The sequence below is a fragment of the Arcicella gelida genome (genome assembly GCF_034931025.1).
GTDB lineage: Bacteria > Bacteroidota > Bacteroidia > Cytophagales > Spirosomataceae > Arcicella > Arcicella gelida.
This window is the reverse complement of record NZ_JAYGIL010000014.1, coordinates 95,154-108,549: the sequence shown is the minus strand read 5'-3', so window position 1 is coordinate 108,549 and position 13,396 is coordinate 95,154. Positions and strand designations below refer to the sequence as shown.

The 13,396-nt window shown below is 34.9% G+C and carries 9 protein-coding genes; 8 read left to right on the top strand and 1 reads right to left on the bottom strand.

Going from position 1 to position 13,396, the window contains the following annotated elements:
* Entirely contained in the window at nucleotides 1-1,041 is a 1,041-nt protein-coding gene (locus VB776_RS13010; protein WP_323330318.1) for a glycoside hydrolase family 53 protein, read from the top strand.
* A 208-nt stretch (nucleotides 1,042-1,249) separates the two neighbouring features.
* Nucleotides 1,250-4,585, top strand: coding sequence for a beta-galactosidase GalA (gene galA, locus VB776_RS13005; protein WP_323330317.1), 3,336 nt, complete (start codon nucleotides 1,250-1,252; stop codon nucleotides 4,583-4,585).
* A gap of 256 nt (nucleotides 4,586-4,841) precedes the next feature.
* Here the strand turns inward: galA and VB776_RS13000 are convergent, their stop codons facing one another.
* Nucleotides 4,842-5,666: an SGNH/GDSL hydrolase family protein gene (locus VB776_RS13000; RefSeq protein ID WP_323330316.1), complete on the bottom strand. Its 825-nt coding sequence runs from the start codon at nucleotides 5,664-5,666 to the stop codon at nucleotides 4,842-4,844.
* Nucleotides 5,667-5,851: 185 nt separating this feature from the next.
* On the opposite strand from VB776_RS13000, the gene VB776_RS12995 reads away from it, so the two are divergent.
* The 6 genes from VB776_RS12995 to VB776_RS12970 all read left to right on the top strand — a co-directional run bounded on the left by VB776_RS12995 (nucleotide 5,852) and on the right by VB776_RS12970 (nucleotide 13,372).
* Nucleotides 5,852-6,355, top strand: a complete 504-nt coding sequence (locus VB776_RS12995; RefSeq protein ID WP_323330315.1) for a heme-binding domain-containing protein — start codon at nucleotides 5,852-5,854, stop codon at nucleotides 6,353-6,355.
* Between the two features lie 94 nt (nucleotides 6,356-6,449).
* Entirely contained in the window at nucleotides 6,450-8,495 is a 2,046-nt protein-coding gene (locus tag VB776_RS12990) for a M48 family metalloprotease (protein ID WP_323330314.1), read from the top strand.
* Nucleotides 8,496-8,641: 146 nt separating this feature from the next.
* Nucleotides 8,642-10,870, top strand: a complete 2,229-nt coding sequence (locus VB776_RS12985) for a heavy metal translocating P-type ATPase (RefSeq protein WP_323330313.1) — start codon at nucleotides 8,642-8,644, stop codon at nucleotides 10,868-10,870.
* Between the two features lie 70 nt (nucleotides 10,871-10,940).
* The gene (locus VB776_RS12980; RefSeq protein ID WP_323330312.1) at nucleotides 10,941-11,153 is read left to right on the top strand and encodes a heavy-metal-associated domain-containing protein; all 213 of its coding nucleotides are present in this window, start codon (nucleotides 10,941-10,943) and stop codon (nucleotides 11,151-11,153) included.
* Nucleotides 11,154-11,414: 261 nt separating this feature from the next.
* On the top strand, nucleotides 11,415-12,011 hold the full coding sequence (locus tag VB776_RS12975) for an RNA polymerase sigma factor (RefSeq protein WP_323330311.1): 597 nt from the start codon (nucleotides 11,415-11,417) through the stop codon (nucleotides 12,009-12,011).
* 149 nt (nucleotides 12,012-12,160) lie between these two features.
* The gene (locus VB776_RS12970) at nucleotides 12,161-13,372 is read left to right on the top strand and encodes a FecR family protein (RefSeq protein ID WP_323330309.1); all 1,212 of its coding nucleotides are present in this window, start codon (nucleotides 12,161-12,163) and stop codon (nucleotides 13,370-13,372) included.
* Nucleotides 13,373-13,396 lie beyond the last annotated feature (24 nt).

The following is a 13,396-nucleotide window of genomic DNA, read 5'->3' as shown; positions in this document are numbered from 1 at the left end:
ATGAACAAATTCATCAACTTTATTTGTTGCTCGTTTCTGTTACTATCTTGTAGTAACACATCACAACCTATCGAACCAGTTATTGAACCTCCTGTTTCAAAATTTGCAAAAGGAGCAGACATCAGTTGGATTACCGAAATGGAAGCGGCTGGACGAAAATTCTATGATAAATCGGGCAAAGAGACAGAGTGTTTTGCCTTGATGAAAGCTTTAGGAATGAACTCCATTCGCTTGAGAGTTTGGGTAAATCCTTCGCCAGCTTATAATAATACTGCCGATGTAGTGGTGAAAGCCCTTCGTGCAAAAAGCTTAGGTTTCAGAATCATGATTGATTTTCATTATAGTGATAATTGGGCTGACCCTGGCAAACAAACTAAACCAGCTGCTTGGAATAGTTTGGATTTAGCAGGCTTGAAATCTGCCATCGGAACACATACAACGGAGGTTTTGACTGAACTCAAGAAAAATGGCATTACGCCAGAATGGGTTCAAGTTGGCAACGAAACCAATGATGGAATGCTTTGGCCAACAGGAAGAGCATCAACCAGTATGAGCAATTTTGCCCAAATGATTAACGCTGGTTATGATGCAGTAAAAGCTGTTTTTCCAGAAGCAAAAGTAATCGTTCACATTTCTAATGGTTATGATAATCAGCTATTTAGATGGATGTTTGATGGACTAAAAACCAACGGAGCAAAATATGATGTTATCGGAATGTCCTTGTATCCAACTTACGCTCCAGACTTTGCCACTGGTGGTTGGGCGAAAGTAAATCAGCAATGTTTAACCAATATGAACGACATGGTGACTCGTTACAATAAAGAAGTAATGATTGTAGAAGTAGGTATGCCGTGGGATAGTGCAGCAGATTGTAAATTGTTTATCAGCGATATTATTGCTAAAACAAAATCTCTCAGCAATGATAAAGGCTTAGGCGTACTGTATTGGGAACCACAAGCTTATAATTGGGTTGGCTATACTTTAGGAGCATTCGACAATTCTGGGAAACCGACCGTAGCGATGGATGCTTTCTTACCCTAATTGAAAATGTTTTTTTTGGTTGAAAATCATTTTTGAAAATCGTGAATGAGTATGTCGAATACTTGTTTGCTTAAATTTCCTCTGAGTATTTCAGAGGAAATTTTTTTAACGATTTCTTATTATTTTAATAAATATGCAAAATCATAAATGTACTTTTTTAACAGGATTTTTCCTGTTATGCTTGTCCTCTTTTTTATCATTTTCACAAGTGACACAAAGGCAAAGAATTAATTTTGATAAGGATTGGAAATTCCATTTTGGACATACTTCTAATCCTGAAAAAGATTTTAATTATAGCATTACAAAGGCTTTTGTAAAGTCGGGAATTGCCGAAAACTCTGCGATTGAGCCACGTTTTAAAGACGAAAAATGGGATAAAGTAAATCTTCCACACGATTGGGTAGCTGATTTACCTTTTGTAAAATCAGAAGATTTGAATGTTGAGGCACATGGCTTTAAACCTGTGGGCGGATTGTTCCCAGAAACTTCGGTGGGTTGGTACAGAAAACATTTTAAAGTAGCTCCCGCTGATTCTGGTAGTCGTTTCCAAATTCAATTTGATGGTATTTTCAGAGATGCCAACATTTGGGTGAATGGTTTTTACTTAGGAAATAATAAAAGTGGATACTTGGGCGCCGCTTATGATATTACTGATTTTATCGATTTCAAACGTGAAAATGTCATTGTTGTTCGGGCTGATGCTTCGCAGTATGAAGGTTGGTTTTATGAAGGGGCGGGAATTTATCGTCACGTTTGGTTGAATAAATATTCAAATTTACACATCAATACAGATGGAATTTTTGCTCATGCGAAGATTCAAGATAATAAAGCGACAATTAATGTTGAAACTTCTGTCAGCAATGAGAATTTTGCCTCAGCCAATTATACACTTACTTCGTACTTGCTTGATAGAACGGGTAAAATCGTAGGAAAATCTGCGGAACAGGCTTTAAATCAATATTCTTTAGAAGAAAAAACAACCAAACAGAGTTTCATCGTCAACAATCCAAGACTTTGGAATTTGGAAGACCCGTACTTGTATAAAGTCTTGGTTGAATTGAAATCAAACGGTCAAATCATTGATAAACAAAGCTTTAAATTTGGTATCAGAACCATCGAAGTAAAAAGTAATGGCGTTTTCTTGAATGGAAAATATGTAAAAATTCTGGGAACAAACAATCACCAAGACCACGCAGGCTTGGGAAGTGCTTTGCCTGATTATTTACAATATTATCGCATCAGTTTATTGAAAAACATGGGTTCAAATGCTTACCGAACCAGTCACAACGCCCCAACTCCAGAATTATTAGCGGCTTGCGACAGTCTGGGAATGTTGGTGATGGACGAACAGCGTTTACTCAACAGTGGAACGGAGTACATGAATCAATTTGAACGCCTTATTAAACGTGACCGAAACCATGCTTCAATTTTTATGTGGAGTATCGGAAATGAAGAAGGAGGTATTCAAACCAATACTTTTGGCAAAAGAATCGCTCTGACATTAATCGAAAAACAAAAGCAATTAGACCCAACTCGTACTTGTACTTATGCAGCTGATTTGGCGAATGTATATCGTGGCGTGAATGAAGTTATTCCTGTAAGAGGATTTAATTATCGTCAATTTGGCGTAGCCGATTATCATAAAGAGCATCCGAATCAACCCATTATCGGAACAGAAATGGGAAGTACTTTAACGACCAGAGGAATTTATGAAAAAGATACTATCAGAGCTTACGTACCAGACCAAGATATTACCGCTCCATGGTGGGCAAGTACTGCAGAAGAATGGTGGAAACTAGCGGCAACGAATGATTTTTGGTTGGGCGGTTTTATCTGGACAGGCTTCGATTATCGAGGCGAACCAACGCCTTATCGTTGGCCAAATATCAATTCTCATTTTGGCGTAATGGACGTTTGCGGTTTTCCTAAAAACATTTATTACTATTATCAAAGTTGGTGGACAGACAAAGATATACTTCATATTAGTCCACATTGGAACTGGCAAGGAAAAGAAAATCAGCCAATTGATGTTTGGGTGAATAGCAATGCAGATGACGTAGAATTATTCTTGAACGGCAAAAGTTTAGGCAAAAAAGAAATGCCAAGAAATGGGCATTTGCAATGGTCGGTAAATTATAAAGCAGGAAAACTGGAAGCCATCGCTTATAAAAAAGGCAGAAAATTGACGGCAAAAGTTGAGACTACATCTAACCCCATAGAAGTCGTGGTTACTCCATACAAAACCACTACTTTAGCTGATGGAAAAGATGTAAGTATTATCAATATCAGTGTGATAGATAAAGATGGGAGGGAAGTACCCAATGCGGATAATTTGATTAAATTTTCAATCAAAGGAGATGCAAAAATTATCGGTGTTGGCAATGGCGACCCAAGTAGCCATGAACCCGATAAATGTGTGGATGGTGCTTGGCAAAGAACTTTATTCAATGGAAAATGTCAGGTAATTGTACAGCCTGGTACAAATCCAGATTTGATAAAATTTGAAGCGACTGCCGCTGGACTTTACGCTGGTTCAACGGATATTATTACAATTGCACCAGCGAATACGACTAAAATTACGATTGATAAAAGCTATGAATTGAAAGGAGAAGCTGCAAAAGCTCGTCCTGTCGATAAAATGATGGGAGCAGACATTTCATTTTTACCAGAATTAGAAGCTAAAAATATCAAGTTTTCCGACAAAGGAATTGAAAAAGATGCCATCCAGATTTTGAAAGAACATGGTTTCAATTACGTGCGTTTACGTATTTTTCATAATCCTGCCGATGTAGAGGGATATTCTCCACAAAAAGGATTTTGTGATTTAGAGCAAACGAAAAAAATGGCAAAAAGAGTAAAAGAAGCAGGTTTAAAACTCTTGCTTGATTTTCATTATAGCGATACTTGGGCAGACCCCGGGAAGCAATACAAACCAAAAGCTTGGTCTGGTTTAGCATTTATGGATTTGAAAAAATCTTTGTTTGATTATACGCAGAAAGTAATGCTGGAATTGAAAAACCAAGGCACTACGCCAGATATGGTGCAGATTGGTAATGAAATCAATCATGGTATCATTTGGCCAGAAGGAAATGTGAAAAATCTTGATGAATTAGCTCAATTATTAAATGCAGGAACAGCCGCAGTAAAATCTGTTGACCCAACAGTAACAATGATGTTGCATGTAGCATTGGGCGGACAAAATCATGAATCTGTGAATTTTATTGATGCAATGTTGGCAAGAGGTGTACATTTTGACGTAATTGGCGAATCCTATTATCCAAAATGGCACGGAACAACGGACGATTTAAGAGATAACCTCAGCAATCTTATTCAGCGTTACGACAAAGACGTAATCGTAGTTGAGTACTCTCAGTTAAAAGAAGACGTGAATGCAATTACTTTTAATTTGCCCAATGGCAAAGGAAAAGGCACTTGTATTTGGGAACCGCTCAGTACTTGGGAAGCTTTCTTTGAAAAAGATGGTAAATCAAACAAATTTCTCGGCATTTACGATGAACTTTCTAAACAGTTTTTAGTTAAATAAATTATTAAAGCTTAACCACTGAATATTTTCTAAATAAAACCTCTTTTGAATGTTTTGGGATTAAATTTCAAACTTTCAGAAGAGGTTTAATACTTATTAGCTTTCACTGAACAAATAACTTTGATTATTATTTAACATAATCATAATTATACAATAAAAGTCAATTAAACTTTTGAGTATCAATTTTATCAAAAAAAATCCTGCCGCTGAATATGTTAAATTCAATGACAGGATAAAATATTAGTGCATTTAAAAATCAAAACTTCCTCATCACTTTTACCAATTGTTTAGTAATTACTTCATAACCTTTGTCGGAAGGATGTAATCCATCATAAGTCATATTGATAGATTCAAGTGGATATGGATATTCATCAGTGGCTGCATTGAAAGGAACATCAATGAAAGCTGGATAAGTATAATTTTTGTATTCGCCCGTGAGAGTGTCTTTTAGCCGTTTAAAATAGACAAGCTTTTCAACTTTCAGTTTTTTCTGATTGTATAAATCAACCACTTTGATATTTTCGTACTTGCCGATGGCTTTAATCGCTTCTGCAAACTGGGATAAAAGTTGTCCTTTTTTCTCTCTATACGAGCCATAAGCATTATTTTTAGGATTGGCGATATAAACAAAATCAGCTCTTTGCATCGGCGTAATCAAAACAATTTTTGCTTCTGGATTCAACGCTCTAATTTTATTAATTATGATGCGAAAAGCACCATGAACCGTTGTACTTCCTGTATTATTTTGATAGTCAGCAAAAGTGCCTAGAGGTTTTCCGCCCCACCAATCATTCGTTCCCAAAAAAATAGAATACACATCTGCTTTCACAAGTCCGAGATTCTCAATTTGTTCCGCAATTCGTACAGAAGTCCAACCATTATGCCCTTGGTTAATGTATTCAAATTGAGGTAATTTTTCAACAACACCAGTCATATAACCTTTTGTAATTCTATTGCCAGTTTCTTTAGGATGGTCGTTCAGATAAGTAATAGAATCTCCTATTGCTACCCAAGTAATTTTCTTCGGAGCAAAAGAAGTTAATATTCCAATCAAGACTAAGAGTAATATTTTTTGTTTCATCGTTAATAGTGTTTTTGTGCTATATTGTTATTAAAGAATCTTTACTTGAAATTATACTTGCGATGATGATTTTCCAAATACTAACCTTTTCCAATGACTTTTATCGTTGGCGATTTAGTGATTTTTAATTACTATTACGTTTTAAATATTTTTTTAAATACATTACCATTATAAACTTAATTAACATGAAAAATAAAATTTTATTAGGAATTGTCATTGTATTGGGATTAATCCAATTTATTCGTCCTGAAAGAAATCTTTCAGATGATCAAACGTACAGCATTTCGACTAAATATGCGGTAACGGATGAAGTAAACGGCATCCTAAGAGTAGCTTGTAACGATTGCCACAGTAATAAAACTGAATATCCATGGTATGCCAATATTCAGCCGGTGGCTTCGTGGTTGGCACATCATGTAGAAGAAGGGAAAGATGAATTGAATTTTTCTACTTTTACGAAATTACCCATTGCCGTTCAAAATCATAAATTAAAAGAAACCATTGAACAGGTCGAAGAAGGCGAAATGCCTTTACCCTCATATACATATTTGGGTTTACACAAAGAAGCCAACTTGACCGAAGACCAAAAGAAAGTACTAATTGACTGGGCGAAGGCTCAAATGGATACTTTGAAAGCCAATTATCCAGCGGATAGTTTGGTATTGAAAAGAAGAAAAAAGGCTGAATGAACAGTAGCACGAGTTTCCAACTCGTAGAAAAATATATATCACAACGCTTACCTTAAATCTAATAAAATCTACCAAATATTTCCTCCAATACTCTATGCAATCCATCACCGTTTCTGAGTCATTCAAGAAAATGACTATCAAGGCAATTTTATCTATTTGCTTATTTATTGTTACTTACCTCGCTCTCATCTTCTTATCCGTCATTTTTACTATTATTTGTGCTTATGGAGGTTTTGCGATTATCATGTTAAAACCGACTTTACTTACCATTTTAGTTGGAGTAGGTTTGCTTGCAATGGGCATTTTAGTACTTTTTTTCTTAGGAAAGTTTATCTTCAAAAAGAACGTAGTTGACCGTTCGCACCTTATTGAAATCACGGCTACGCAAGAGCCTCAGCTTTTTGCTTTTATCCAGAAAATTGTTGGAGAAGTAAAGACCGATTTCCCGAAAAAGATTTATCTGTCTGCTGAAGTAAATGCTTCGGTATTTTATGATTCAAGCTTTCTGAGTATGTTTTTACCAATCAAGAAAAACCTACAAATCGGAGTTGCTTTGGTAAATGCAGTTTCTGTTAGCGAGTTTGAAGCCATTTTGGCCCACGAATTCGGACACTTTTCGCAAAGGTCGATGAAAGTTGGTAGCTATGTATATAATGTCAATCAGGTTATTTACAATTTGCTTTATGAGAATGACTCCTTTGAATCTACGGCAAGCAATATCGCAAGTGTGCATAGTTATATCGCTTTTTTTGTGAGACTCGGCTTTAGAATTATTCAAGGAATCCAATGGGTTTTAAGGAAAATTTACGACATCGTGAATCTTAGTTACATGAGTTTGTCCAGAGAAATGGAGTTTCATGCAGACGAAGTAGCTGCCAATGTTGCGGGTTCTGAGCCACTGATTACTTCGCTTTTGCGTTTAGATTTAGCCGACGAATCTTACAAAACCGTCATTAATTATTACAGCGATAAAATTAGCGAAGCGGTGAAACCTTCTAATATTTTTCCACAACACCAATTTGTGATGAATTTTCTGGCAAAAGAAAATAAGTTGCCTAATGTTAATAATCTTCCACAGGTAAATCTTTCAAATTATAATCGCTACAACAAAACTAAATTAGTGATTACCAATCAATGGGCTTCGCACCCGAATACGGAAGATAGAGTTGCGGCACTTCAAAAATTGAATATCAGTGTCAAAGAAAACAAAACAGATAGAGCCATCGTCTTATTCAAAAGCATTGATGTAGTTCAACAAAAAGTAACGGATAATCTGTTTGCACAGGTTACTTATAACGAAGAAGTAAAAGATGAAAAGACAGAAGAATTTATCGAAACTTACACCAAAAATTACAAAGCCAATACTTTCGATACCATTTTCAACTGTTATTACGACAATAAAAATCCCTTTTATTTCGATAAAGATTCCTTAGAAAGTCCTCCCCAATTAACATTTAATGACTTATTCGGTGAAAATGCTGTTGATACGGTTTATACTTCAATTGCCATTGAAAGAGACATTCAAACCATTACGCAAATAAAGAATGGAGATTTAGCGATAAAATCATTTGACTACGACGGCGTAAAGTATGCTCCCAAACAATGCGATGAATTAATTCCTGTTTTAGAAACAGAATTGGCACGTTTGAAAAAAGAAATTGAAGTAAATGATAAAGCGATTTTTCAGTATTTTTTAACATTGGCACAAAGCAAAGGTTTGGAAACCGAGTACCTCAATCATTACAAAGCGTATGACGAAATAGACAAAAGCTACGACGAGCAATTTGAAATCTATGTAAAAATGATGAACGCCACGGCGTTTATTAATTATAATACGCCCTTTGAGGTCATCGAACAAAATATCAATACGATTTATGAATTAGAAAAACTTTTTAAAGAGCAAATCAATAAACTTTTGGGTGATGAAAGGTATCAGCCAGTCATTACAGACGAAATCAAAGAGAATTTGAATAAATATTTAGCAGAAGTATTGGTCTATTTTTCAAGACCTACTTATGACGATAATGCCCTGAATATCATGATGACAAGTATTCATCAGTACCAATACATCATCGGAAGAAAATTCTTTGAAAGCAAAAAAGAACTTTTAGACTTCAAAGTAAAACTCATAAATCAGTAGCACGAGTTTCCAACTCGTAAGTAAGGCGAAGCATTATTCAAAGATAAAACTTCGCCTTTCCAATTATATAAATTTCTCCAACAATTATATAAGCCTCAAGCCAATCCTTCACGCTAATTTTGTGTTATCAAAATATGACACAAAAAATGGAAAGTACATTAGAAAATCAAGCACAAATCAAAACACTCATTGTTCCCGTTACAGGAATGACTTGTGCCGCTTGTGCAAGTAGTGTTCAAACAATTCTTGATAAACAAAGTGGTGTATTGGAATGTGCAGTCAATTTTGCGAATGAATCTGCCAAAATTCAATTTGACACCAGCCTTACTTCTCCAGAATTTTTACAAGATAAATTACAGCAAATTGGTTATGGTCTTATCTTAGGAACTCCCGAAAAAGCCAAAGAACAGCAAGCAATTCTGAAAGAAAATCAATATCAAAAACTCAAACAAAACCTGATTTGGGCTACCATTCTCACAATTCCTGTAGTAATTATCGGAATGTTTTTTATGGAAATGCCTTACGCTAATTGGATAGAATTAGCTTTAACCACGCCAGTTTTACTTTGGTTTGGACGACAATTCTTTGTGAATGCTCTCAAACAAACTCGTGCAGGTACTGCCAATATGGATACTTTGGTGGCTTTAAGTACAGGAATCGCTTTTATATTTAGTTTATACAATACACTTTTCCCCGAATTTTGGCATCATAGAGGTTTGCACGCTCATGTGTATTATGAAGCTGCGGCTGTGGTAATTGTTTTTATCATGTTGGGAAAATTGTTGGAAGAAAACGCTAAATCGAATACTTCAACAGCCATTAAAAAACTAATGGGCTTACAACCTAAAACCGTTTGGGTGATTGAAAATGGCGAAGAAAAAGAAATTCCTATCGCTGAAGTACAAGTAAGTGACAGAATTTTGATTCGTCCAGGAGATAAAATACCTGTTGATGGTAAAGTTTTATCAGGAAATTCTTTTGTGGATGAAAGTATGATAAGTGGCGAGCCGCTTCCTGTGGAAAAAACTAAAGGCTCAAAAGTATTTTCTGGCACAGTCAACCAGCAAGGAAGTTTTAAATTTATTGCCGAAAAAGTAGGTGATGAAACTTTTCTAGCTCAAATTATTCAATTGGTGCAAGAAGCACAAGGAAGCAAAGCACCTGTACAAAAATTAGCAGATAAAATTGCCAGTATTTTTGTACCAATCGTCATCATAATTGCTGTACTTACTTTTATAATTTGGATGATTTTTGGAGGAGAAAATGCCTTGACTCAGGCTTTATTAACTTCCGTTTCGGTTTTGGTGATTGCTTGTCCCTGTGCTTTGGGTTTGGCTACGCCAACGGCAATTATGGTTGGTGTCGGTAAAGGAGCAGAAAATGGTATTTTGGTAAAAGACGCTGAAAGCTTGGAAATTGCCCATAACGTAAACGCCATTATTTTAGATAAAACGGGTACGATTACCGAAGGGAAACCTTCTGTGAGTGATATAATTTGGATAAATGAATCAGAAAATGATACGCATAAAAGTATTTTATTGTCTTTAGAAAGTCTTTCAAGTCATCCATTATCAGAATCTGTAACACAACAATTGAAAGCAGAAGGAGTAAAACCTCTGACCATTAATACTTTTGAAAATGTTGTTGGAAAAGGTATTCGAGCAAATTTTGATGGTCTGAACTATTTTGTTGGTAGTCCAAAATGGATTGAGAGTATCACCGCAAATCCTGATAGCGAAGCGATTATTTCTTTAGAAAAACAAGGAAAAACTGTGGTTGTTTTTGCCAATGAAAATGAAATATTAGCGATAATTGCCATCACGGATAAAATCAAAAGTACTTCTAAAATTGCTATTCAAGAATTGCAAGAAGCAGGAATAGAAGTATTTATGTTAACAGGCGATAATATTTTGACGGCTCAAAAAGTAGCAGATGAAGTTGGTATCAAGAATGTGAAAGCGAGTTTGATGCCGAATGATAAAGCAGAATTTATCAAGCAATTACAAAAAGAAGAAAAAGTAGTAGCGATGGTGGGCGACGGCATCAACGACTCACAAGCTTTGGCACAAGCCGACATCAGTATTGCAATGGGAAAAGGTTCGGATATTGCAATGGACGTAGCCAAAATGACTTTAATTTCTTCTGATTTATTAAAAATTCCTCAAGCCTTGAAGCTTTCTCGACAGACAGTATCAACCATACGTCAGAATTTATTTTGGGCTTTTATTTATAATCTCATCGGAATTCCTTTGGCAGCAGGCGTGTTATTTCCTTTCAATGGTTTTTTATTAAATCCTATGATTGCAGGAGCAGCAATGGCACTCAGTTCAGTTTCAGTAGTAAGTAATAGTATTCGTTTAAAATATAGAAATTAATCAATCTTAGATTTGTGAGTTATAAACTACAAGAAATCACTAATTCACAACTCACTCAATCACAATTAAAATGGAAAAATTATCATTCAAAACCAATATCAATTGCAATAATTGCGTGGCAAAAGTAAAGCCTTTTTTGAATCAAATAGAAAACATTGAAAACTGGCAAGTGGACATTAATAATGCAGATAAAATTCTCAGCGTTTCTGGAGAAGAAGAACTTAAAGCAGAAGAAGTAATCGAAGCAGTACAGAAGGCTGGGTTTAAGATTGAGAAACAGTAGTAGATTTTTTTCATCTCATCAAAATAAAGTTTTATCCTTAATATTCAACTATTGAGGATAAAGCTTCTTTATAAACATAATTTCAGAGAATATTTAAAAACATAAAATGGACTTTCCAGAGAGTATATTTTTAAGTGATAAATAATCTAAAAATCACTTTTTTTTGAAATCTAGGCTAGAAATCAGCACATTTTGATAAAAAATCAAGTATATTTAAAAACTGAGCTTCTTTCTTTATAAAAAATATACTTTTTTGACCAAATGATTTCAAAGCTTTTATATGATGAAAATGTACTGCTGGAACTTGCTTCGTCTGGAAACGAACAAGCTTTTGCTACCTTGTTTCATACATACAAAAACAAATTATATGGCTATTTGTATCGACTGACAGCGTCAAATGAGGTTACAGAAGATATAATCCAAGAGATTTTTTTGAAGCTTTGGAAAGATAAAAGCGAACTCGTAAATATTGTTCAATTTGATGCTTATCTGTTTAGAATGGCAAAAAATCAAGCGATTAATGCTTTTAAAAATGTTGCCAGACAAACAATGTTGTATGCTGAGTATTTTGACACACAAGATATTGAAGTAAATTCTACCGATAATATGATTCAGTTTGATGAAACTCAAAAATTGCTGAAACAAATTATCGAAAACCTCCCTCCCCAACAAAAACTTATCTTCAAGCTTAGTCGTGAACAATATTTAAAACACGATGAAATTGCTGAAATGTTAAACCTCTCTCCTTCTACGGTTAAAAATCACATCATTCAAGCTCTCAATACTATCAAACATAAGCTTAAATATCAGGCTGCAATGTATATTTTTTATATGTTTTGGATAATGCTCAAAAAATAATTTAAAAATAATTTCTTCTTAACTAGTCCTATCCTTTTCGAGAAATGTCTTCTATTTAGTTATGCTCAAAAGTAGCAATGTTTTATGATTAGCTCTTTTGCATACACGTCAGTTTTATAGTTTTAAAGGGGTAAAAGCCATTGATTAATATGCCTTCAGAAAGAATCAACTTTTTGGTTGGAAAATATTTCAGTAATGATTGTACTGAAGAGGAAAAGTATGAGTTGATGAAATGGGCGAATTCTGCATCCGAAAGCGAGTTAGAAGCAATTTTGCATAGTTTATGGAAAAAGCAAAAATCTACGCTAGAAATGCCAGAAGAAATGTCGGAAAGAATTTTGTCATCCATTTTTTCTCAAAAACAAGAAGTAGTAGCAGAAGAGGAAAACAACTTTGAAGAAGAAGTAAAACCTGTTTTTTGGAGAACCAGCTATGGCATGGTAGCCTCTATTGCTTTAATTATATCGGTTGGATTATTCGCTTGGTTTCAATATAACACTGTTGACAAAAGAATTGAAAATAGAATTGTACAAGTAAAAGAATTTGAGAAAAACGATATTTTACCGGGAAGCGATAAAGCAATTTTAACCTTTGATGATGGCTCTGAAGTAATATTGGATAATTCCAAAAATGGCACGCTCAGCAAACAAGGTGAAACCAGTATTCTAAAGCCAGAAAATGGGCAATTGGTTTATGAGTCTAAACAATCGGCTATCGCCCAACCTAGGTATAATACCATTACTACGCCTAAAGGTGGACAATATCAAGTAGTATTATCGGATGGTACGAAAGTATGGTTAAATGCCGCTTCAAGTTTAAGATTCCCGCTGGTTTTTTCTGGTAATGAACGTAAAGTGGAAATGACTGGAGAAGTATATTTTGAAGTTGCCAAAAATGCTAAGAAGCCATTCAAGGTAATTAGTGATGGACAAGTAATAGAAGTATTGGGAACACATTTCAACGTAATGGCTTATCCAAATGAAAAAGCGACGAAAACTACTTTGTTGGAAGGTTCTGTAAAAGTTAGTAAAAACGAGCGTTCTACAATTCTCGAACCCGGTCAGCAAGCGAAAGTGGGCTTTAATAATGGTATTTTTAGAACGATTAATGATGTGAGTTTGGAGGAAGAATTAGCTTGGAAAAATGGATATTTTCAATTTAATAATGCTAGTTTAGAAGTGATTATGCGACAAATTGAAAGATGGTATGATGTTGATATTCAATATATTGGAAAAGTACCTGACGAGCATTTTACGGGTAAACTTCAAAGAAATACAAATCTCTCGAATGTATTGAAAATCCTTTCGATGAGTGAAGTACAATTTAAAATTGAAGGCAAGAAAATCATCATTACGCCTTGAGTTAGTTGTGAGTTAGTGATTGAG